The following is a 21,897-nucleotide window of genomic DNA, read 5'->3' on the forward strand; positions in this document are numbered from 1 at the left end:
GTGCGTATATGAGGGTGGAATGAGTCCCGCTGAGCACTTCCCGCTGTACCACCCGCCGGGGGCGCAGCGCGCGTTCGGATCCGACGACGCCACGCGCCGCTTCGCCAAGGTGGCCCAGCTCGAGCAGGGCTCGCGCGTGCTGGTGCTCGGCTGTGGTCCGGAGGGCAGCGCCGCCGTCCTGCTGGCCCAGGAGCTGAAGTGCTCCGTGGTGGCCGTGGACACGGAGGAGGCCCTGGTGTCCCCCGTGCGCGAGCGCGTGCGCTCCCAGGGCCTGTCGGATCGCATCGAGGTGCGCCGCGTGGCGCCGGATGCGCTGGGCATGCTGGACGGCCCCTTCCACGGCATCCTCGTGCCGGGGCGCGTGCACTACCCGCTGGACGTGTCGCTGCGCGTGTTCCGCCCGCTCTTGGGCAAACGCGGCCGCGTGGGCTTCACCTTCCCGGCGCGCGTGGGCCGCTTCACGCCCAAGCCCGTGCTGGACTTCTGGGAGAAGCGCCTGGGCGCGCCGCTGCTGCTGCCGCGCGAGCTGCTCCAGGCGCTGGAGACCGGCGGCTTCGAGCCCGAGTCCGTGGAGTCGCTGCACGACACGGAGCTGGACGCGCTCTACAAGGACATGGAAGCGCACCTGCCGGAAGGCGCGTCGCCGGAGAGCGCCACCTTCCGCGAGGAGCTGGCCCTGCACCGCGAGCACAACCAGCGGCCGGGCGTCAGCTACGCGTTCGCCGTGGGACGGCGCAAGGAGCCGGGTGAGAAGCCCCCGGCGTCGCGCGACCGCGGCTGAGAGCAGCAGGGGGTTTGCAGCGTGGGGGAGGGCCCGGAGGCTTTCCGGGCCCTTCAACCGCCGGGACTACTGCACGCCGTTGAAGTCGAGCAGCTCGATGGACTCGGGCGCCACGGACAGCGTGACCTGCTCGCGGTAGCCGGCCGCGTCGCCGCCGACCTGGAAGGGCATGGGGCGCGCGAAGCGGATGGTGACCTCGCGGGCGTGGAAGTCGTGCAGGCCTTCCGGAGCCCAGCGGCCGTTCCACAGGCGGGGCAGGTTCGCCAGCACCTGCGTGGGCGACACCTGGCCCAGGCGCAGCTGCAGGAAGCCCCGGCGGTCATTCGCGTGGGGGAACATGCGGAAGCCGTAGCCGTAGAAGGGCATGGTGCCCGCGGCGGCCATCATCAGCTTGCCCCGGAAGAGCACCGCGCCCGGCGCCAGCGGCCCGCCCACGGCCTGGCCTTCCGCGCCCAGGCGGTAGGCCTCCGACGGGCCATTGACGACTTCACACTCCACCAGCACGGAGCTGGTGAGGTAGTGCGGCACCGTCTTGAAGGCCACCGCGGAGAAGTAGCCGCCACCGCCGGACATGACCCGCTTGAACATGCCCTTGCCCAGCGACTCCTTCACGGAGATGTAGTCGTTGAGCACCTTGCCATCCACGCCCAGGCCCGCGAAGGGCGCGCGCTGGCCGTCCACCTGCACCAGGTCCATGGTGCGCACGCCGGGCACTTCCGCCGCGCGGGCGCGCACCACGTCGTTGAGGATGCCGTCGCCCCGGGTGCTGGACGCGTTGACGAACGCCGCGATGCCGTTGCCCGTGCCCAGCTTGAGGATGCCGAAGCGCGGCGCGCTCTGACCGGCGAACTTCCCGCGCGGGCCCACCTGCTGGAGCACCTCGTTGACGAAGCCCATGAAGGTGCCGTCGCCGCCGCCGGTGAACACGGTGGGGTAGCCCCGCTCCAGCACCGTCTGCGCGATGCGGCGCGCGTCCAGCGGCGAGCGCGATAGGAACAGGTCCTCCTCCGGCACCACGTGCGACAGCAGCTTGACCACCCGGGCATCCACCTTGCGGGCGTTCGCGTTCAGCAGCACCGCGACCTTCGGTTCGGCGGACGGCTGCGCCGCCGGCGAGCGGCGGAAGTCCGTGGAACGGAGGGGCTGAACCAGCATGGACGACTCCAGGGGGGCGGGGAGCGGTATGACAGCGCTGACGCGGTTTGGACTGTGCACTTTTCTCGCCAACCCCTGACGCGTGGCGTTAGCCGGGCGCCCTGATGTGATTTCGAGGGGTTGAACGGTCCGCTGGTGTCCAATATGCCCGCCCGGTTGCTACCGCGGGGTGACGGCGGTGTAGAGCGCGTTACGCACCCGTGGCGCCCGGATGGCGTTCCGGTGACGCGGTGCCTCCTGGGCGCCCGCGGGGCCTGCGCACTGCGCTACGCAGCGGCCGTCATCACCTTTGCGCTGGGTGCCCGGGCCTACGGGGAAACCCGTCCTCGCGTTTGACACGCCGGGGGGGGTGGTTACGTTGGGCATACATCGGGATTTCGCAGGAAAAACGCAGTCATTTCCAGAGGATGGGAACCGTGGGCAAGATTATCGGAATCGACCTGGGCACCACGAACAGCGTGGTGGCGATCATGGAGGGTCGCGAGCCCAAGGTCATCGTCAACGAAGAGGGAGCCCCCACCACGCCTTCGGTGGTCGCGTTCACGAAGGACGGGGAGCGCCTGGTCGGTCAGGTGGCGAAGCGCCAGGCCATCACCAACCCGGAGCAGACCGTCTACTCGGTGAAGCGCTTCATGGGCCGCCGTTTCGAGGAGACGACCGAGGAAGCGAAGCTCGTCCCCTACAAGGTGGCCCGGGGCCCCAACGGCGACGCTCGCGTGGACATCGCGGGCAAGCAGTACAGCGCGCCGGAGATCAGCGCGCAGGTGCTGCTGAAGCTCAAGCGCGCCGCGGAGAACTACCTGGGTGAGAAGGTGACGGAGGCGGTCATCACCGTCCCCGCGTACTTCAACGACGCCCAGCGCCAGGCCACGAAGGACGCCGGTGAGATCGCCGGCCTCACGGTGCGCCGCATCGTGAACGAGCCCACCGCCGCCGCGCTCGCGTACGGCATGGACAAGAAGAAGGATGAGAAGATCGCCGTCTACGACTTCGGCGGCGGCACCTTCGACGTGTCCATCCTGGAGGTGGGCGAGAGCGTCGTGGACGTGCTCGCGACCAACGGCGACACGCACCTGGGCGGCGACAACATCGACCTGGAGATCATGAACTGGCTGATCAGCGAGTTCAAGAAGGACACCGGGCTCGACGTCAGCAAGGACAAGATGGTCATCCAGCGCCTGAAGGAGGCGGCGGAGAAGGCCAAGATCGAGCTGTCCAGCGCGATGCAGACGGACATCAACCTGCCGTTCCTCACGGCGGACGCGTCCGGTCCGAAGCACCTGAACGTGAAGCTCACGCGCGCCAAGTTCGAGCAGATGATTGGCCCGCTGGTGGAGCGTTCGCTGGAGCCCTGCCGCAAGTGCCTCAAGGACGCGGGCCTGGAGCCCAAGGACCTCAACGAGGTCGTGCTCGTGGGCGGCACCACGCGCATCCCCATGGTGCAGGAGGCGGTGAAGCGGCTGTTCGGCAAGGAGCCGAACCGCACGGTGAACCCGGACGAGGTCGTGGCCGTGGGCGCCGCGGTGCAGGCGGGCGTGCTCTCCGGCGAGGTGAAGGACATCCTCCTGCTGGACGTGACGCCGCTGTCCCTGGGCGTGGAGACGCTGGGCGGCGTAATGACGAAGCTCATCGAGCGCAACACCACCATCCCCACGCGCAAGTCGGAGACCTTCTCCACGGCGGCGGACGGTCAGACGCAGGTGGAGATCCACGTGCTGCAGGGTGAGCGCGAGATGGCGGGCGACAACCGCAGCCTCGGCCGCTTCCACCTGACGGGCATGCCCCCGGCGCCGCGCGGCGTGCCGCAGATCGAGGTGACGTTCGACATCGACGCGAACGGCATCCTCAACGTCAGCGCGAAGGACAAGGCGACGGGCAAGGAGCAGAAGGTCACCATCAGCCACTCGTCCGGTCTGTCGAAGGACGAAGTGGAGAAGATGGTCAAGGACGCGAGCGCCAACGAGACCGCGGACAAGGCTCGCCGCGAGCTGGTCGAGGTGAAGAACCAGGCGGAGAGCCAGGCCTACGCCGCGGAGAAGATGGTCAAGGAGAACAAGGACAAGCTCACCCCCGACGTGGCGAAGGCCATCGAGGACGGTGTCGCGGAGCTGAACAAGGTCCGCGAGGGGCAGGACAAGGACGCCATCAAGGCGGCCCTCGAGAAGCTCCAGCAGGCCAGCTACAAGGCGGCGGAGGAGATGTACCGCGCCACCGGCGGCGCGCCGGGCGCCACGCCTCCTCCGGGCGCCGAGCCCTCCGCGGCTCCGGGCTCCAGCGCCCAGCCGTCCGCGAAGGACGACGTGGTGGACGCCGAGTTCCGCCAGTCGTAAGGCCATGAGCCACCCGCCGCCTGGCGGGGGCTGAAGTCCGAGGGCCGGTGCTCCGACGAGGGGCGCCGGCCTTCGTCTTTCCGGACGGGTGTGCCGGACGCGGGATGAGGGCCGGGAGCAACCCCGCGATTTCACGCGGGCCTTGGGTGGCGGAGGCACTGCAAGGGGCGGGCGGGTTCCTCGCAGTCCCGCACGAAGGTGTCCGCCCCATGTCCCGCATCGACTCGCTGCTGTCCGCCGTCCTCCCGGACGTCGCCGCCCCTGAAGTCACGTCCGTCCCCTCGGCCCCGCGCGCGGAGGCGCCTTCACGGACGACGGCCGCTCCGGCCAACTCCGTGGAGGTGTTTCGGGACGCCGGCGCGCCGGCCGCGAGTCCCACGCGGGCAGCGCAGGTGGCGCCCCGGACGCGGGAGGGCAATGGCTTCGACTTCGGCGTGGGGGGCGCGTTCCCGCCGAAGCCCACGGGCTCCCTGCAGGAGCAGGTGAAGCAGGGCGCGCGGCTGATGGAGCAGACCCAGGCCGCGGCCTTCAGCGTGACGTTCGAGCAGGGGCCCGCGATGGATGCCTACGCGCGCAAGCAGCTGGGGCACCTGGACCCGAGCCCGCCCATCGCGGGCGCGCCCACGGCGCTCACGGACTACACGAGCAGCATCCCCGGCGTGTCCGCGAAGGCGGCCTTCGAGGCCTTCGTCAGCAACCCGGAGCTGCTCTTCGGCGCGGCGGGCATCTCGCTGCGGCCGGCGGCGAGCGCGCTGACGGACGGCGCCCGGCTGTTCCTGGAGGAGCAGGGGCCGCCGCCGGTGTGGGCGCCCATCACCGTGAAGCTCAACGAGACGGAGCGCGTCGTCCACATCACCACCCTGGACGGACACCCGCTGCGGGGCACCAACCAGTTCGTCTTCGACGACGACGGCAGCGGAGGCACGTGCATCCGACAGTACTCTGCCTTCCAGGGCAGCTCCCCGGCGACGTCGGTGGGCCTCGTGCTGATGGATCCTATTGAACGGCAGCACGACATCTGGCGCAGCGTGCACGGACAACTGCATGAGATGCTCAAGCCGCGTTGACATACTGGGCCCTGGGGGAGGTGACGCATGACGACGCTCCAGACGACACCGCCGGGACATGACGTGGTCCTCTACGACAGCCACTGCCGCGTGTGCAGCGGCGCCGCGAGGGAGATGCGCAAGCTGGTGGGCGGACAGGGCACGCAGCTGCTGTCGTTCCGCGACGAGGGCGTCCTGGACGCCTTCCCGGGGGTGAGCTTCGAGCGCTGCGAGAAGGCCATGCAGCTCATCCAGGCGGATGGCCGGGTCCTGGAGGGCGCGGAGGCCATCGTCCGCGCGCTGGGCCGGCGGCCACTGGGGCGGCTGCTCTACGTGTACTACGTCCCGGGCTTAAGGCACCTGGCGGACGCGGTGTATGGGGTGGTGGCCCGCTACCGCTTCCGCATCGCGGGTCGCGACTGCCCCGACGGGGCCTGCGCGGTGCACTTCAAATAGGGGGAGGGGCGCGGGTAGCATGCGGCCTTCCCCGCAGCCCCTGGCCCTTTCGTGACCTCGCCTCCTTCGAACCTGCAGGCCGCCCAGTCCTTTCGCCGCTTCTTCGGGGAGCTGCGGGAGACGTACCTGGAGCGCGAGACGCTGTTCACGCAGATCGAGCTGGCGCTGCTCTGCCGCGAGCACGTGCTGGTGGTGGGGCCGCCCGGGACGGCGAAGAGCGCGGTCGCCAGCGCCGTCCTGGGGCGCATCACCGACGAGGTGTCCGGGCTGCCGTCGCTGTTCTCCAAGCAGATCGCGGAGACGACGCTGCAGACGGACCTCATCGGCCCGGTGGACTTCAAGGTGCTCACGGAGACCGGGCGCACCGAGTACCTCACCGACGAGGGCATGCTGGGGGCGGTGCACGCGTTCCTGGACGAGGTCTTCGACGGCCGGGACATGCTGCTGCGCTCCATCCTCAACGTGATGTACGAGCGGGAGCTGAAGCACGGCCGCAAGGTGACAGCCGGCCGTACCGAGTGCGTGGTGATGACGAGCAACCGGTACCTCACGGAGGTGCTCGCGCGCTCGCCGGAGCTGCTCCTGGCGTTCGCGGACCGGTTGAGCTTCATCAGCTTCGTGCCCAAGGCCTTCGCCCGGCGGGAGAGCCGGGCCGCCATGCTGCACCGGTTCGTGCACGGGACGCGGCCGGACCTGCGCGCCACGCTGACGCTCCAGCAACTGGACCTGCTCCAGGACGCGGTGGCCCAGGTGACGGTGCCCGGCCACGTGCTGGAGGGCGTGGAGATGCTGACGGACGCGCTGGAGCGCGCGCTCGTGGCGCAGGTGTCGAAGCTGCCGGACTACGTGCCCACGAAGTACTTCTCCCAGCGCTCGGTGGTGAAGGCGCTCTGGACGCTGAAGGCGGCGGTGGTGCGCGATCAGATCTACCGCCGTCCGGACCGGCCGCTCGAGGCGACGGTGGAGGACCTGGACGCGCTGCGCTGGTTCTTCCTCCTGGGCGGCCCGCCCGCGGCGGAGGCGGACGCGCTGCTCAAGGCGGCGGTGGATCCGCGTGAGCGGGCGCAGCTGGAGATCGTCCGGCTGGAGCAGCGCACCTTCGACGAGGTGCTGGGCAAGGTGCGCCAGGAGCTGGGCGGCGGCGTGGAGCGCGAGGCGACGACGCTCGCGGCCGCGGATGACGTGAACGCCGCGGAGGGCTTGAGCCGCAACTGGCAGGCGGGGGTGGTGTCCAGCACCGCTCGCGGCGTGCTGGGGAAGCTGGTGCCCGGACCGCGCCACGGCCAGAACCGGGCCCCGCTGCTGGTGGCGGCGCGAGCGCTGGTGGTGGCCCTGGAGCAGCGGCTGTCGCGGGGCATGACGGCGGGGCAGGGAGAGGGGCGCGGCGGCGTGTCGCTGCTCATCGCCATCCGCGACGTCCTGGAGTTGTGCCGGGCGGTGCCGGAGCTGAAGCCGGGCTACCCCGCGCTGTGCGAGGCGTCCGCGCGGTTCCTGGAGCAGGCGCTGGAGATGAGCGCGTCCGCGGCGGAGGGGCTCGCCTTCGAGGACAGCGTGAAGATGGAGTGGCTGGTCGGGCTCGCGGAGAACCTGGAGGAGGAGCTGGGCGTGATGGGCTCGCTGGCGGCGATGCTCAGCGAGGCGGTGCCCTCCCTCCACGAACGGCTGCGCGACGCGGACCGGGCCACGCGCCGACGGGTGGTGGCCGCGCTCCGGCGCCGGGTGTCGGCGGCGTTCCCCGCGCAGGCCCCCCGGGGCCGCAAGGATCCGCTGGACGCGCTCTCCGCGGACTCGCGGCGCCTCACCCAGCTGGAGAACGCCCTCACGGCGTTGGATCCGTCCCAGGCGGGATTGAAGCAGGAGCTGCTCCGGCCGCTGAGCATCGCGTACGCGCGCGAGGTGCTGGGCGCGACCCCGTTCGAGCGCATCGAGCAGTACGGCCGCGCGGTGCAGGCGGTGGCGGAGAACCTGCGGCGCGAGGGCGTGACGGCGGAGCCGGTGCTCGCCGAGTGCCGCGACCTGATGGAGAACCGCCTCCGGGAGCATGCCCGCGTGCTGTCGCGCGAGGTGGCCAGCCCCCCGCCGGCCCCCAACGCCGTGCTCAACGGCGACGCGTACACCTACTACCGGGGAGAGCTGTCCGCGCAGGCCCCCGACGGCGAGCTGAACGCGCTGGTGGGCCTGGACGGCCAGCTGATGGCGGCACGTCCTCCGTCGGCCTCGGCGTTCCTCTCCGACACCGTGCGAGCGGCGGTGGCCGAGGCGGAGCTGTCCTTCCTCCAGTCGCGCATCAAGTACCTGCGCAGCTGGCTGACGCAGCTGCTGTCCACGTTGCCCGCGCCGGACGCGCTCAACAGCCGTGCGGACGCGGAGCGCACCTTCGAACGGCTGGTGCGCAGCCGCTTTCCCCAGCTCGCGCTCAAGGAAGGCGAGCTGGTGCGGCTCAAGGCCACCCTGGGCATGCTGGAGGCGCTCCCGGGCGAGCTGGGAGAGAGCGCGCGCAAGCTGTCCACCCAGCTTCGCGGCATCGACGAGGACTTCGGGCGCTTCAGCCGGCAGGTGCTGGAGCGGCGGACCGCGCAGTGATCGCCAGGGCCGTGCACGGAAGGCGGCGCTGAGGCGTGCTGGCGCGTCGGCTCACCCCCCTGCGGCAGCGCCTGGATGCGCTCCGCCAGCCCGTCGCGGCGCGTGGCGGCGCGTGGTCCTGGCCCTTCGGCCGCAAGCTGAAGGGGCCGGAGGACCTGGGCCTGCCGGTGCTCGTGGCGCTCGACCGGGAGCTGGACCGCGTGGGCATCCACACCGCCGCGGATGCCCGGCTGCTGCTCGCGCTGGGCACGCAGCGGGGCAGGGCGGGGGCGCTCGCGCAGGGCCTGGCGGCGCGCGCGAACCAGGCGCTGGAGGAGTACGAGGAGTGCCTGCGCCTGGTGGAGCGCGCGCACCGCTCCGGGGAGCTGCCCGCGGGGGCGCTGACGGCGCTCGACCGCGGCTTCGTGCGGCTGGCCCGCGCGATGAAGGTGGCGGATCTCTTCGGACGTCCGCTGGAGGCGCAGGGCGGAGACGACGCGCCGTTTGAAATCTTCGAGCGCCCGAGCGAGACGACCCGGGAGCGGCCTCCCGCCAACGCACGCCTGGCCATCGCGGAGCTGCTGGCCGCCCGCGCGCGGGACAACGTCATCGACCTGGTGCAGAAGCGGCGCGACCTGGACCTGGCCCACGAGATGCTGCTGCGCCTGGGCACGACGGACGCGGACCGCGCGCGGAGCATGGCGCTGCGCAACGACGTGGCGGAGGCCCGCGAGCGGGTGCGCGAGGTGCCGCCCACGCGCTCCCTGGAGGCGCTGGTGCGCGGCGTGCGGGAGACCGCCCAGAAGGATCCCCGGGGCGCCTATCGTTCGCTGCAGGGCCTCTACGAGCGCGCCATCGAGGCGGGGGACGCGGAGCTGGCCTCGGCGGCGCGGCGCGCGCTGACGCCGCTGCTTCCCCCTGAAGAGCGGCTGACGCGGATGGTGGAGGAGGCGGAGGCGGGGGCTCGGCTGCAGTGGCTGGGGGAGGCGGATGCCGAGGAGGACTCCGGACGCGAGGCGGAAGATGCGCCGGACGAGCAGCTCGCGGACCTGGCGTTCTCCCTGAAGCCGGAGCAGCTGGCCACGTTCGACCTGGCGGCGGGGTGCGCGCGCTACTTCGACGTGGAGGACGCGCTGTCGGAGGAGATCGTCGAGAAGGACGCCGCCGCGGCCCGGGCCGTCCCTCGCCAGGTGCCTTATCCCACGCAGACGATGTCGTTCGCCACGACGGGGAGCCTGGACGAGGTCCACCACTTCGTCATCACGGATCCTCGGCGCATCCTCCAGGACCTCGCGGCGCACCGGCAGCTCGTGCGCACCTACCTGGACGACGCGCCGCCCCCCAAGCCGCGCAAGGTGAAGCGCACCGCCGTGCGCGTCTACGTCTGTGACGCCTCCGGCTCCATGCACGGTGCGCGGGCCCGCTTCCGCGACGCGCTGATCATCGCGGAGCTGAACAACCTGCGCGTGAAGGCACGGCGCGAAGAGAACTTCGACCCGCTCTACTTCAGCTTCTTCAACGACGTGCCCACGGAACTGGCCCGCGTGGACACCGCCGCGGAGGCGACGCGGCAGATTGAAAAGCTCTTCCGGGACTCGCCCGCGGAGGGGCAGACGGACATCTCGCTGGCCCTGCTGTCCGCGTTCGACTCCATCCGCGCCGCGCAGGGGCGCGACCCGTACCTCGCGCGCGCCACGGTGGTGCTCATCACCGACGGCGAGGACCGCGTGGACCTGGACCTCATCCGCCGCACCCGCGCGCCCATGGGCGCCCTGGACATCGCGCTGAGCTTCATCTCGCTGGGCGAGGAGAACCCGGACCTCAAGTCCCTGGTGCTGGAGCAGCGCGCCGCCGGAGGCCGCGCCTTCTACCACCCGCTCTCCGACGAGGAGATCCGCTGGGCGCGCACGGAGTTCGACACGCCCTGGCGCACGCTGCTGCCGCGCGACGTGCCGGCCTCGCTGGAGGCCCTGGAGGCGCTGGCCCCGCACCTGGACGCGCTGGAGGCGGTGGCGGCTGGCCGCGCACCCGGGACGGGGGTGGCCGTGGAGGCCTCCTTCGACGCGCTCTTCCCCTCCACGCCCCCGGCGTCCACCGTGCCGGAGGTGCCCGGCATGGAGCTGGTGGCGCGGGTGACGGACATCCTGGAGGCGGTGGGCGAGGCCGCGTCGCTCGCTCCCGCGGACCGGCGCGCGACGGAGAGCGTGGTGCTCCTGCAGCACCTGCTGTCCGTCTACGGACTCACGCCCGCGCGCTACCTGGCCGTGCTGTCCGGCGGCGCGCGTCCGGTGGGCGAGGCGCTGGAACGGGTGCGGCTGCTCTGCCGCCCGTTCGGGTAGGCTTCAGGGCACGCGCCATGTTCGGCTTCCTCAAACGCAAGAAGACGCCTCCGGCGCCCGTGGACCCGCTGGCCACGTTCGACCGGCTCATCGAGGACCTGGAGCGCCAGGCGGCCGAGGTGCGCAAGTCCGCCGCCACGCTGCTGGCCCTCAAGGGCGAGCTCTCCCGCGGGGTGACGCGCTACACGGCCCGCCTGGGCGACATCGCCGGACGGCGCCAGACGGCGCACGACCGGGGGGACGCGAAGGGCGTGGGCGTGCTGGAGCGCGACCGCGTGCAGACCGAGCGCCTGCTGGAGTCCACGCGCGAGTCGCTGCGGCGCGCGGAGCGGGACTCGGAGCTGCTGCTGGGCGCGGCCAGCGAGCTGGGCGAGCGCGTGGCGGACCTGCGCATCGAACGCGAGAGCGCGTCCGCGCGGATGGCCGCGGGCGGCGTCGTCACCGAGGCCTTGCGCGAGCAGGTGGAGCGCTTCGACCGGGTGATGGCACTGGAGGCCGCGCGCGACGAGGTGGAGAAGGCGCACGCGCTGGCGGACATCTACCGCGAGGAGCACCAGCCCCCCACGACGCCCGAGCGCGTGAAGTAGGGGAGGGGGCCTAGTTGCGCCGCGCCGTCTGGTGCAGCTCCAGCACGATGTTGCCGCCCTTGAGCAGCCGCACCGCGCCGGACGTCTGGCTCACGACGAGCGCGATGCAGTGGGTGGTGGAGGTGATGCCCGCGGCGGCCGCGTGACGCGCGCCCAGGCCCAGGGGAATCTTCACCGTGTCGTCGTTGGCGGACAGGTAGCGGCCCGCGGCCAGCACCACGCCGTCCTCGCGGATGACGAACGCGCCGTCCAGCACGGAGAAGTTCTTGATGGCGTCGCGGATCTTCGGGTCGAGCACGTTGCGCTCGGACTCCGACAGGCCCTGGAACGGGTTGATGGTGAGCTGCCGGCTCTTCTCCAGCACGGCCGTGTGGTCGCCAATCGTGATGATGGTCCCGATGGGGTGGCCCTCGAAGCCCTCCTGGCCAATCTGGAGCGCCAGCTGGATGAGCGCGTCCACCACCTGCGAGTTGAACTCCTCGCCCAGCTTCACGCCCTCGATGGCCAGCCGGTCGTCCAGCGACCCGCCGATGCGCATCTGCATCAGCGTGTCCGGCGCGCGGCCCACCTTGCCCGTCATGCAGAGCACGAGGTCGCCTTCCTTGAACGCGCCCTGGGACAGCGCGGACACGAGCGCCACCTTCACCCGCTCGGTGCGCGAGTAGTCATACGCGGGGATGACGAGCGCGCGGACCTTCTTGTGCTGGTGCTCCTGCGCCAGCTTGTCCAGCGTCACCGCGTACACCAGCTTCTTGCGCGCGGGCTTACCCCGGAGGTCCTCCGGCGGAATCGGCGTGTCGCTGATGTAGAGGAAGTGGTCGACCTCGCTCTTGGCGGCCAGGGAAAGCGCCGAGCGCAAGAATTCCCGATCGAACTTCGTGTTGTCGCTCAAGGCGCCCCTCGTGCACCCACGTTTTTAAAGCAGGTCAGCTTGACACTGGCAGCTGCCTGAATAAAGCTTTCGGGCCCTTTTTTTCGGGGTCAGGCCCCCTCTACCCGTCCAACGGAGCCGCAGGCTGTGAACCAGAAAGATCTCAAGCGTTACAAGAAGATGCTCGAGGACAGCAAAGCGAGCCTGCTCGAAAGCGCGAAGAAGACCCTGGTGGAGGAATCGTCCTTCGACACGGACGACCTGCCTGACGAAATCGACCAGGCCGCCTCCGAGTACACCCAGTCCATGGTCTTTCGTCTGCGCGACCGGGAGAAGTTCCTCCTGCAGAAGATCGACGCCGCGCTCAAGCGCGTGGAGGACGGCACCTTCGGCATCTGCGAGCGCTGCGAGGAGGACATCTCCCCCAAGCGTCTGGATGCGCGTCCGGTGACGACGCTCTGCATCCGCTGCAAGGAAGAGCAGGAGAAGAAGGAGAAGTCCTACGGCTGAAAGGCCGTTGGCTTCACCGGGCCGCACGGTGCTCCCGTGCGGTCCGCGCTTCAGCGTGCAGTCGCTTCAGGCCGCCGCGGGCTGGATCTCCACCCGCAGCAGCTGACGGCCGATGAGGAAGTGGTCGCCGTTGTCGACGAAGGTCGGCCCCGCCAGACGGATGAAGGTGCCGTTGGACGAGCCCACGTCGCGCACCATCAGCCGGTCCCCCCTGACCTGTAGCAGCGCATGCCTCCCGGACACGAAGCCGTCCGTGGGGAAGGCGATGTCGCCCTGCTCACGACCCAGCAGGTTGTCGCCGTCCTTGAGCGGGAAGGCCGCGCCGCGCAGGCCGCCCTCCAACAGCTGGATGAGCCGCAGCCGGTAGCCTGGATCCGGCGAGCCCCACACCTGCGTGCCGCCGGGCCCCAGCGCCGCGGCGGGGATGGGCTCCAGCACCAGGCGCTGACGGCCCAGGCGCAGCTCTCCGCCGGCGGGCAGCTCGCGCTCGTTGCGCAGGCGCACGAAGACGCCGTTGGCGCCGCCCACGTCCTCAATGGCGAGCCGGGCGCCGGAGAAGAAGAAGCGCGCCTGCACGGGCATGATGAACGGGTCGTCGTTGAGCGCGATGTCCGCCTGCTGGCCGCAGGTGAGGGTGTCGCGCTGCATGCGCACGAGCGACTCGGGGCCGCCGTCCGCCCGCACCACGCGGATGGACACCTGCGGGCGCGACGAGACGTGCGCCACGGCCATCACCATCGTCCCGGAGCGCAGCGCCGAGCCACAAGCTCGGCACACAGTGGCATCCCGGGAATTCTCGGTGTCACAGCGGGGGCAATATTCCACGGCGTCCATGGGAGCTTCCCTTCTAGCAGGCCCGCGCCGCGTTGGGGGGCCCGAGAAGCGCACGGCTTGCTCCCCACCCGAGGGGCATGGTGAAGTCCCGGCCCCACTGACTGGACGCTGACGTGTACTGCCCTTCCTGCGGCGCTGACGCCGAAGACTCTTCCCGCTACTGCCCCGCCTGCGGCGCGACGCTCCTGCGCTCGGCGGAGGGCGGCGACGAATACGTGGGCAAGACGATTGCCTCCAAGTACCGGGTGGAGGCCCTCATCGGCGAAGGCGGCATGGGCAAGGTGTACCGCGCCCGTCAGCTCGCGCTGGACAAGGTGGTGGTGCTGAAGGTGCTGCGCCACACGCTGCTGTCGGACGAGCGCACCGTCGCGCGCTTCCAGCGCGAGGCCAAGGCGGCCAGCCGCCTCAACCACCCCAACTCCATCAGCGTGCTGGACTTCGGCCAGGCCGACGACGGCGCGCTCTTCATCGCGATGGAGTACGTGGCCGGGCAGGACCTGCATCAGATCCTCAGCCGCGAGTGGCCGCTGGGCGAGGCGCGCGTGGTGCGCATCGCCCTTCAAATCCTCAGCGCGCTGTCGGACGCGCACGGCGCGGGCGTCATCCACCGGGACCTCAAGCCCGAGAACATCATGGTGGAGCAGCGCCGCAACGAGCCGGACTTCGTGAAGGTGCTGGACTTCGGCATCGCGAAGATCACCGACTCGCAGGACGAGGGCCCGGCCCTCACGCGCGCGGGCTTCGTGTGCGGTACCCCCGAGTACATGTCGCCGGAGCAGGCGCGGGGCGCGGTGCTGGATCACCGCTCGGACCTGTACGCGGTGGGCGTCATCCTCTACCAGCTGATGACGGGCCTCTTGCCCTTCGAGTCCGACTCGGCGGTGGGCTTCGCCACCAAGCACCTCACCGAGGAGCCGCCCCCGCCCACGCGCCGCCGTCCGGACGCGCGCATCTCCCCGGGCATGGAGCGGCTGATCCTCCGCGTCCTGTCCAAGGACCCGGATGACCGGCCGGCCAACGCCGCGGCCTTCAAGACGGAGCTGCTCGCGGTCGACAAGGAGCGCCGTCGCGGCGGGGCCAGCAGTGCCAGCGACACCGGCGGGCGCCGTCCCCAGGCCTCCGGCGTGCTGGCCCCCATCCCGCGCAGGTCGCAGGCCGCGCACAACGCCGCGCGCAACAACACGGGCTGGAACGACGTGACGGTGGAAGCCACCGTGCAGGGCCTGCCGAACTCGCGCACCCCTGTCTCCGAGGAGGCCACGCTCGCGCCCGAGGGCACCCGCACCTCCGTGGTAGCGCCCGCCTCCAACGGCGGCGACGGCATCATCCTCTTCTTCAAGGCGCTCACCACGGTGCTGGTGCTGGGGGCGGTGGGCTTCTTCGTCTACTACTTCGGCATTGGCGCGGGCAGCGGCTCCGAGGGGGGCCAGTACGTGGCGCCGCCCAACGCGCCCCGGCTGCTCACGTCGGGTTCGGATCAGCCGGACTACCTGCGGCAGATCCCCAGCAACGCGCGCAACGTGGACAAGGCGCGCAAGCTGACGCAGGACGGGGACCGCGACGTGCTGGCCGGGGAGCTGGGCCGCGCGACCTCCAGCTACAAGGAAGCCTTCAACTTCAACCCGGAAGCGGAGCTGGCCCTCAAGCTGGGCGAGCTGTACTGGCAGCGCGACAACACCGACGAGGCCCGCGGCTGGTGGGTGCGCCACCTGACCGACATGCCGGACTCGCGCGCGCGTGCGTACATCGAGGTCCGGTTGGGCAGCCCGGTGGCGCGTCCCTCGGCGCCCTGAGAGCCCGGCTGGATGACGCCGTAGTCGGGCCCGGCCTGTTGGGGCCCGGGCCGCTCCCCGTCAGCCCAGCGTCTCCACCTGCATGACGTGCTGGCCCAGGCGGACGCGGTCGCCCGGGCGCAGGGGGCGCTCCGTCGCGGGCGGGATGCGCACGAAGGTGCCCAGGCCGCCGGAGAGGTCGCGCAGCATCGCGCCCGTCGCCGTGGGGCTCAGCTCGCAGTGGCGGCCGGCGAGCCCCTCGTCGTTCGGGTACGCGAGGTCGCAGTGGGCCTGCCCGATGGTGAGCAGCGCCGCGGCCGTCACCACCGCGCGGCCCGCCCTGCCACCCATGTGCACCTCTTCCACGCCGTACAGCGCCTGGCCGAGCGGCACCGGCGAGCCGTAGGCGTTGGGCCGGCCCGCCACTGGCGGTGGGGACTCCACGCGGCCGGTGAAGCGGAACAGCCGCTGGCCGGCGCTGAAGAGGGCGCGCGGCGCCAGCGGCTCCGTGCCGGCGAAGGTGACGTAGACGCCCGACGCGCTCGACTCGTCGCGCACGAAGAGGGCGCCGTCCTTCACCAGGAAGGTCGCGTGCAGCGGCGACACGAAGACGTCGTCCGGGAAGAGGATGGCGCCGCGCTGGCGGCCCACCACGCAGCCCGTCACCGGCAGCTTGTAGCGCTGGCCGCGCGTCGTCCCGGCGATCACCGCCAGCCCGAAGCGCGACGCCACCGGAGCCGGACGCGCCGTCGCGCCGGTGGTCGTGGGGGCCGTGGGGGGCGTGCCACCGGGGACCGGGGCCGTGGCCCCCGTGCCGCCCCGGGGGGGCAGCGCGCTGTCCGGCACGGGCGGAGGCGGACGGGTGTTCGCGGGCGGAAGGGCGGGTCCGTAGCCTGCTCGCGGCGGGGGCGGCGGCGTCCCGGCGGGCTGCGCGGCCCGGCGGGCCTCCACCATCAGCCCCTGGGCGGCGGTGGGCGGCGGGGTGCGCGCGGAGGGCTTGAGCCCGGGCGGCACCGCGCTGGGAGGCGGGGGCGGCGTGGGCGGGGCCAGCACCTCCCCCGGGCGCGTGAAGCTCGCGACGGCGGCGGGGCGGCCGGGGCCCACGACCGGGGGCGGCGTCGCCGGCCGGGGAGGGGGCGCGGCCACCGGACGGGGGGCCGCGGCGGCCTCTTCCAGCGCCTGGCCGCACAGCACGCAGGTGGCCGAGCGTGGCGGGTTGTAGCCGTCACAATTCGGGCAGACCACCGGGAGCGCGGACAGCAGAAGCAGAGACATGGGCAGTGGGCCAATCTAGGGGGGCGTGAAACGCCGGGTCAATGAAAGCCTCGGACCCGTGTCCAAGGCGCCCGGGCTCCATCCAGGACCCGGCGGGGCACGCGATGTTCCAGGGTAACGTTGCCCCTGCTGTTTGAGGCAGTTACGATTGTCACCGCCTCGATGATTCGCCTGAACGACATCCTGCAGCGGGTTGCGTCGTACCACCCGGACCCCGACCTGGACATCATCAAGAAGGCGTACGTCTACTCGGCCAAGGTCCATCAGGGGCAGCTCCGCAAGTCCGGAGAGCCCTACCTGATTCATCCCCTGGAGGTGGCGGGCATCCTGGCGGAGCTGAAGCTGGACGAGGCGTCCATCGTCACCGGCCTGCTCCACGACACCATCGAGGACACGCTCGCCACCGCGGAGGAGCTCACGGAGCTGTTCGGTCCGGAGGTCGCCCAGCTGGTGGACGGCGTGACGAAGCTGTCCAAGTTCTCCGCGTCCGCGACGCTCTCCCAGGAGGAGAAGCAGGCGGAGAACTTCCGCAAGATGATCATCGCGATGGCGCAGGACATCCGCGTCATCCTCGTGAAGCTGGCGGACCGCACGCACAACATGCGGACGCTGGATCACATGTCCGAGGAGAAGCAGGCCCGCATCGGACAGGAGACGCTGGACATCTACGCGCCCCTGGCCAACCGCCTGGGCATCTCCTGGATCAAGACGGAGCTGGAGGACCTGTCCTTCCGCTACGTGAAGCCCCAGGAGTTCTTCGCGCTGGAGGAGCAGCTCAACAAGCGCAAGAAGGAGCGCGAGGCGTACATCGAGGACACCTGCGACCTGATGCGCGCCAAGCTCCAGGAGCGCGGCCTCAAGGGCGACGTCAGCGGGCGCTTCAAGCACGTCTACAGCATCTGGAAGAAGATCAAGTCGCAGGGCATCGACTTCGATCAGATCCACGACATCATCGCGTTCCGCATCATCGCGCCGTCCGTGCCCGCCTGCTACGAGGCGCTGGGCATGGTGCACCAGATGTGGAAGCCGGTGCCCGGGCGCTTCAAGGACTTCATCGCCATCCCGAAGCCCAACATGTACCAGTCCCTGCACACCACGGTGATTGGTCCGTTGAGCGAGCGCGTGGAGGTGCAGATCCGCACCGCGGAGATGCACAAGATCGCGGAGGAGGGCATCGCGGCGCACTGGGCCTACAAGGAAGGCCGCGCGCCCATCTCCAAGGACGACGAGAAGTTCGCCTGGCTGCGCCAGCTGATGGAGTGGCAGCAGGACCTCAAGGACCCCAAGGAGTTCCTGGAGACGGTGAAGGTGGACCTCTTCACCGACGAGGTCTTCGTCTTCACGCCCAAGGGCGACGTGCGCAGCCTGCCGCGCGGCGCGACGCCGGTGGACTTCGCGTACGCCATCCACTCGGACGTGGGCGGCCGGTGCGTGGGCGCCAAGGTGAACGGCAAGATCGTCCCCCTGCGCTACAAGCTGAAGAACGGCGACACGGTGGAGGTGCTCACCAGCCCGCAGGCGCACCCGTCCAAGGACTGGCTCACCTTCGTCAAGACGAGCCGCGCGCAGCAGCGCATCCGCGGCTTCATCAAGCAGCAGCAGCGCGACAAGAGCCTGCAGCTGGGCCGCGAATTGGTGGAGCGCGAGTTCAAGCGCTTCCAGCTCAACTTCAACAAGCAGATGAAGTCCGGCGAGCTCAAGAAGGTCGCCGAGGAGCTGGGCTTCCGCGTCGAGGACGACCTGCTGGTCGCCATCGGCTACGGCAAGGTGACGCCGCAGCAGCTGGTGCAGCGCATCGTGCCGCAGGACAAGCTGGCGCAGGCGGAGCCGCCTCCGCGTCCCACGGACGGCAGCGGGACGGGCAGTGGCACGGGGGCGAACGCCTCCATGCTGCCGGGCCTGTCGCGCATGACGGACCTGGCCAAGCGGCTGGTGGGGCGCAACAGCCGCAGCGGCGTCCAGATTGGCGGCGTGGACGACGTGCTGGTGCGCTTCGGGCGCTGTTGCAACCCCGTTCCCGGAGACCCCATCGCGGGGTTCATCACCCGGGGGCGGGGGGTGACGGTGCACACGGTGGGGTGTGAGAAGGCCCTGGCCACGGACCCCGAGCGGCGCGTGGACGTGTCCTGGGACGTGAAGGGTGACTTCAAGCGGCCCGTCACGCTGCGAGTGCTCACGGCGGACCGGCCGGGCCTCCTGGCGGACATCACCAACACGTTCTCCAAGAAGAGCGTCAACATCTCCCAGGCGAACTGCCGGGCCACCGGCGACGACCGGGCCGTCAATACCTTCGAGGTCACCATCTCCGACCTCAAGCAGCTGACGGACCTGATGCGCTCCATCGAGCGGTTGACGGGCGTCTACTCGGTCGAGCGAATCTAGCCCCGGCCTGTGCTACAGCGCGCGGCGGACCCGCGGCCCCCGTCTTCCTGGACGGGGCCGCCTCAACGCGAGGTGTGCTGCATGGCGCGCAAGGCAATCCACTCCGACGACGCCCCCAAGGCGATTGGCCCCTACTCCCAGGCCGTGCAGGTGGACGCCGGGAAGATGACGTTCCTGTCCGGCCAGATTCCCCTGGACCCGAAGACGATGGAAATCGTCCCCGGGGACGTCGTCGCGCAGGCCGAGCAGGTGATGAAGAACCTGAAGGCCGTGCTCGCCGCCAGCGGCCTGGACTTCTCCCACGTCGTGCGCTGCACCATCTTCCTCACCGACCTGGGGGACTTCGCCAAGGTGAACGAGGTGTACGGCCGCGCCTTCACCGGCTCCCCGCCGGCCCGCGCCACCGTGCAGGTGTCCGCGCTGCCGCGCGGCTCCAAGGTGGAGATCGACGCCATCGCCGTGTCCTGACGCCTCACGCCGGACACGAGCATCCGCTGGAAACACGAAGGCCGTCGGTTCCCGCTGTGGGAGCCGACGGCCTGGGTGCTTCAGCAGCAGTGGGGGAGGGCTACTTCGCTTCCGCCGCCATCACCACGCCGGCCTTCTTCAGCTCCTCGTCGATGACCTTCTTGAAGACATCGTAGGGCTGCGCACCCACCAGCGTGCGGCCGTTGATGAAGAAGGTGGGCGTGCCGTTGGCGCCCTTGGAGGCACCGTCCGCCATGTCCGCTTCAATCTGCTTGTCGAACTTGCCCGAGTCCATGGCGGTCTTGAACTTGTTCATGTCCAGCTTCAGCTCCTGGGCGTACTTGTCCAGGCTGGCGCGGTCCAGCGCGCGCTGGTTGGCGAAGAGCTTGTCGTGCATCTCCCAGAACTTGCCCTGCTCGTGGGCGGCCATGGAGGCCTGCGCGGCGGCCTTCGCGTTCTGGTGGAAGGACAGGGGCTGGTGCTTGAAGGCGATCTTGACCTTGCCCTTGTACTCCTTCTCCACCTGCTCAAGCGTCGGCACGGCGCGGCTGCAGAAGGGGCACTCGAAGTCGGACCAGGCGACGATGGTCACGGGCGCGTTCTTCGGACCGCGAACCGGGGCGTTGCCCACTTCCACCTTCTGCACGGCCGGCTCGGCGGGCGCCGCGGGGGCGGCCGGAGCGGCGTTGACGTTGTCCAGGTTCAGCTTGGCGTAGAGGTCCTCCGCCTTGGTGCCGGCGGCGAGCGCCTTGTCGGCCTTGGCGATCTCCTGGTCGATGAGGGGCTTGAAGGCCTCGAAGGGCTGCGCGCCGGAGAGGAAGCGGCCGTTGATGAAGAAGGCCGGCGTGCCGTTGGCGCCCACCGCCATGCCCGCGGCGGCGTCCGCGTCCACCTTCGCGGAGAACTTGTTGGAGTCCAGGGCCGCCTTGAACTTGTTCATGTCCAGGCCGATCTCCTGGGCGTACTTCTCCAGGTCACCGCGCTCCAGGGCGCGCTGGTTGGCGAAGAGCTTGTCGTGCATCTCCCAGAACTTGCCCTGCTCGTGGGCGGCCATGGAGGCCTGCGCGGCGAGCTTCGCGTGCGAGTGCATGGGCAGCGGCTGGTGGCGGAACACCACGCGCACGTCCTTGCCGTAGGTCTCCTTGATCTTGTTGATGGTGGGCACGGCGCGGCTGCAGAACGGGCACTCGAAGTCGGACCACTCGACGATGGTCACCTTCGCGGTGGCCGGGCCAACGGCGGGGGAGTCCGCGGGGACGTCCACCTTCTTCGCGGCGGCGGGGGGCTCCGCCTGCTGCTGGGCGCGGGCCGGGGCGCGCTCGACGCCCTTCTCCATGATGCGCGCGTACACCTGCGACGGGGCGACGCCGCTCTTCACCAGGCCCTCGGCCTTGGCGAGCTCCTCGTCGATGAGGGCCTTGAAGTTGTCGATGGGCTGCGCGCCGGAGAGGAAGCGGCCGTTGATGAAGAAGGCCGGCGTGCCGCTGGCGCCCAGCTGCTGGGCCAGGGCCTGATCCTTGTCGATGGAAGCGCCCAGGCGGGAGTCCGCCATGTCCGCCTTCCACTTCGCCACGTCCAGGCCAATCTGCTTGGCGTAGCCCTCCAGGCTCTCCCCATCCAGCTTCTTGTTGTTGGCGAAGAGCAGGCTGTGCATGTCCCAGTACTTGCCCTGCTCACCGGCCGCGAGCGCCGCGAGCGCCGCGGGGCGGGCGTGCGGGTGGAAGGACAGCGGGTTCTGCCGCATCACCACGCGCAGCTTGCTGCCGTAGTCCTTCTGGAGCTGCTCGACGGTCTTGTCCGCGCGGCTGCAGAACGGGCACTCGTAGTCGGAGAACTCCACGAGGGTGACCAGCGCGTTGACGCTGCCCTTCGAGGGAGCGCCGTCGACGGGCACCTTGAAGATGGTGGGGTCCACGGCGCGCGCGGGCTTGTTGGCTGCCTGCGCGACGGAGGGCGTGTTGCCGGGGGTGGTTTTCGAGCCGCTGGCGGCACGGCCGCCAACGAACCCGAGCACCAGGCCGACCAGCAAGGCCACGATGACATTGGGCTTCATGGGTTGGGAATGCTCCTGCGCCATAGGTCCGACTCCGGGCCCCAAGCGGGTGTCTGGGTAGGGAAAGGGCGGGGTACTTAACAGAGGGAATTCCAGACACGCAAGCCGCGATGACCGCCTGCGTCCGCCACGAATCCAGAGGCCTCGAAGGGGCGGACAACGACGCAGGGAGGACCAAAATTCCCTCTCACGGCGCGCGTCCTGCCACTTTGGCAGTCAGGGTTTCGTGCCAGGATGCACGGCCATGGAAGCCGGTGTGCGTGTGGATACGTCCGGGGCACTCTGCCCGGTGCCCATCCTGGAGATCGCCAAGGCGATGCGCCGCCTTCCGGCCGGGGCGCTGGTGGAGCTCATCTCCACCGACCGCGGGCTGGAGGCGGACCTGCCCGCGTGGTGCGACGCGACGGGCAACACGCTCGTCCGCATGGAGCGCCGCGGCGCCCACTATGTGGGCTGGGTGCGCAAGGCGGGGTGAG

Annotated in this window: 17 protein-coding genes; 12 read left to right on the forward strand and 5 right to left on the reverse strand. The window is 70.5% G+C overall.

Going from position 1 to position 21,897, the window contains the following annotated elements; translation table 11 throughout:
* Positions 1 to 19 precede the first annotated feature (19 nt).
* Complete coding sequence (locus NR792_RS01210; RefSeq protein WP_375758244.1) at positions 20 to 781, forward strand: SAM-dependent methyltransferase; 762 nt, start codon at positions 20 to 22, stop codon at positions 779 to 781.
* A gap of 66 nt (positions 782 to 847) precedes the next feature.
* On the opposite strand, the gene NR792_RS01215 is transcribed toward NR792_RS01210, so the two are convergent.
* Complete coding sequence (locus NR792_RS01215; RefSeq protein ID WP_207050414.1) at positions 848 to 1,936, reverse strand: diacylglycerol kinase family protein; 1,089 nt, start codon at positions 1,934 to 1,936, stop codon at positions 848 to 850.
* A gap of 416 nt (positions 1,937 to 2,352) precedes the next feature.
* On the opposite strand from NR792_RS01215, the gene dnaK reads away from it, so the two are divergent.
* The 6 genes from dnaK to NR792_RS01245 all read left to right on the forward strand — a co-directional run bounded on the left by dnaK (position 2,353) and on the right by NR792_RS01245 (position 11,256).
* A complete protein-coding gene (dnaK, locus tag NR792_RS01220; protein ID WP_375758245.1) occupies positions 2,353 to 4,266 on the forward strand; it encodes a molecular chaperone DnaK in 1,914 nt (637 codons plus the stop codon).
* Positions 4,267 to 4,475: 209 nt separating this feature from the next.
* Entirely contained in the window at positions 4,476 to 5,333 is an 858-nt protein-coding gene (locus NR792_RS01225) for a hypothetical protein (protein ID WP_375758246.1), read from the forward strand.
* A gap of 27 nt (positions 5,334 to 5,360) precedes the next feature.
* Positions 5,361 to 5,768 (forward strand): thiol-disulfide oxidoreductase DCC family protein, encoded by a 408-nt coding sequence (locus NR792_RS01230; RefSeq protein ID WP_375758247.1) that lies wholly within the window; start codon positions 5,361 to 5,363, stop codon positions 5,766 to 5,768.
* 51 nt (positions 5,769 to 5,819) lie between these two features.
* Complete coding sequence (locus NR792_RS01235; RefSeq protein WP_375758248.1) at positions 5,820 to 8,351, forward strand: AAA family ATPase; 2,532 nt, start codon at positions 5,820 to 5,822, stop codon at positions 8,349 to 8,351.
* Positions 8,352 to 8,386: 35 nt separating this feature from the next.
* Complete coding sequence (locus NR792_RS01240) at positions 8,387 to 10,669, forward strand: VWA domain-containing protein (protein WP_375758249.1); 2,283 nt, start codon at positions 8,387 to 8,389, stop codon at positions 10,667 to 10,669.
* A 17-nt stretch (positions 10,670 to 10,686) separates the two neighbouring features.
* Positions 10,687 to 11,256, forward strand: a complete 570-nt coding sequence (locus tag NR792_RS01245) for a PspA/IM30 family protein (RefSeq protein ID WP_375758250.1) — start codon at positions 10,687 to 10,689, stop codon at positions 11,254 to 11,256.
* A gap of 10 nt (positions 11,257 to 11,266) precedes the next feature.
* On the opposite strand, the gene NR792_RS01250 is transcribed toward NR792_RS01245, so the two are convergent.
* Positions 11,267 to 12,148: a diadenylate cyclase gene (locus NR792_RS01250; protein ID WP_207050421.1), complete on the reverse strand. Its 882-nt coding sequence runs from the start codon at positions 12,146 to 12,148 to the stop codon at positions 11,267 to 11,269.
* A gap of 126 nt (positions 12,149 to 12,274) precedes the next feature.
* Here NR792_RS01250 and NR792_RS01255 point away from each other — a divergent pair, with 126 nt between their 5' ends.
* The gene (locus NR792_RS01255; protein WP_120529590.1) at positions 12,275 to 12,637 is read left to right on the forward strand and encodes a TraR/DksA C4-type zinc finger protein; all 363 of its coding nucleotides are present in this window, start codon (positions 12,275 to 12,277) and stop codon (positions 12,635 to 12,637) included.
* A 66-nt stretch (positions 12,638 to 12,703) separates the two neighbouring features.
* Here the strand turns inward: NR792_RS01255 and NR792_RS01260 are convergent, their stop codons facing one another.
* On the reverse strand, positions 12,704 to 13,471 hold the full coding sequence (locus NR792_RS01260) for an FHA domain-containing protein (RefSeq protein ID WP_375758251.1): 768 nt from the start codon (positions 13,469 to 13,471) through the stop codon (positions 12,704 to 12,706).
* Between the two features lie 113 nt (positions 13,472 to 13,584).
* On the opposite strand from NR792_RS01260, the gene NR792_RS01265 reads away from it, so the two are divergent.
* Positions 13,585 to 15,264, forward strand: coding sequence for a protein kinase (locus NR792_RS01265; RefSeq protein WP_375758252.1), 1,680 nt, complete (start codon positions 13,585 to 13,587; stop codon positions 15,262 to 15,264).
* A 60-nt stretch (positions 15,265 to 15,324) separates the two neighbouring features.
* Here the strand turns inward: NR792_RS01265 and NR792_RS01270 are convergent, their stop codons facing one another.
* Complete coding sequence (locus NR792_RS01270; protein WP_375758253.1) at positions 15,325 to 16,518, reverse strand: FHA domain-containing protein; 1,194 nt, start codon at positions 16,516 to 16,518, stop codon at positions 15,325 to 15,327.
* A gap of 162 nt (positions 16,519 to 16,680) precedes the next feature.
* Between NR792_RS01270 and NR792_RS01275 the strand changes: the two genes are divergently transcribed.
* Together NR792_RS01275 and NR792_RS01280 are read left to right on the forward strand one after the other, a co-directional pair.
* Complete coding sequence (locus NR792_RS01275; protein ID WP_375758254.1) at positions 16,681 to 18,900, forward strand: RelA/SpoT family protein; 2,220 nt, start codon at positions 16,681 to 16,683, stop codon at positions 18,898 to 18,900.
* Positions 18,901 to 18,981: 81 nt separating this feature from the next.
* The gene (locus NR792_RS01280; protein ID WP_207050426.1) at positions 18,982 to 19,368 is read left to right on the forward strand and encodes a RidA family protein; all 387 of its coding nucleotides are present in this window, start codon (positions 18,982 to 18,984) and stop codon (positions 19,366 to 19,368) included.
* Between the two features lie 100 nt (positions 19,369 to 19,468).
* Here NR792_RS01280 and NR792_RS01285 read toward each other — a convergent pair whose 3' ends face one another.
* On the reverse strand, positions 19,469 to 21,421 hold the full coding sequence (locus NR792_RS01285) for a DsbA family protein (RefSeq protein WP_375758255.1): 1,953 nt from the start codon (positions 21,419 to 21,421) through the stop codon (positions 19,469 to 19,471).
* Between the two features lie 244 nt (positions 21,422 to 21,665).
* Between NR792_RS01285 and NR792_RS01290 the strand changes: the two genes are divergently transcribed.
* Entirely contained in the window at positions 21,666 to 21,896 is a 231-nt protein-coding gene (locus NR792_RS01290) for a sulfurtransferase TusA family protein (RefSeq protein ID WP_375758256.1), read from the forward strand.
* Position 21,897 lies beyond the last annotated feature (1 nt).

This window comes from Corallococcus exercitus, assembly GCF_042231735.1.
GTDB classification, from domain to species: domain Bacteria; phylum Myxococcota; class Myxococcia; order Myxococcales; family Myxococcaceae; genus Corallococcus; species Corallococcus exercitus_B.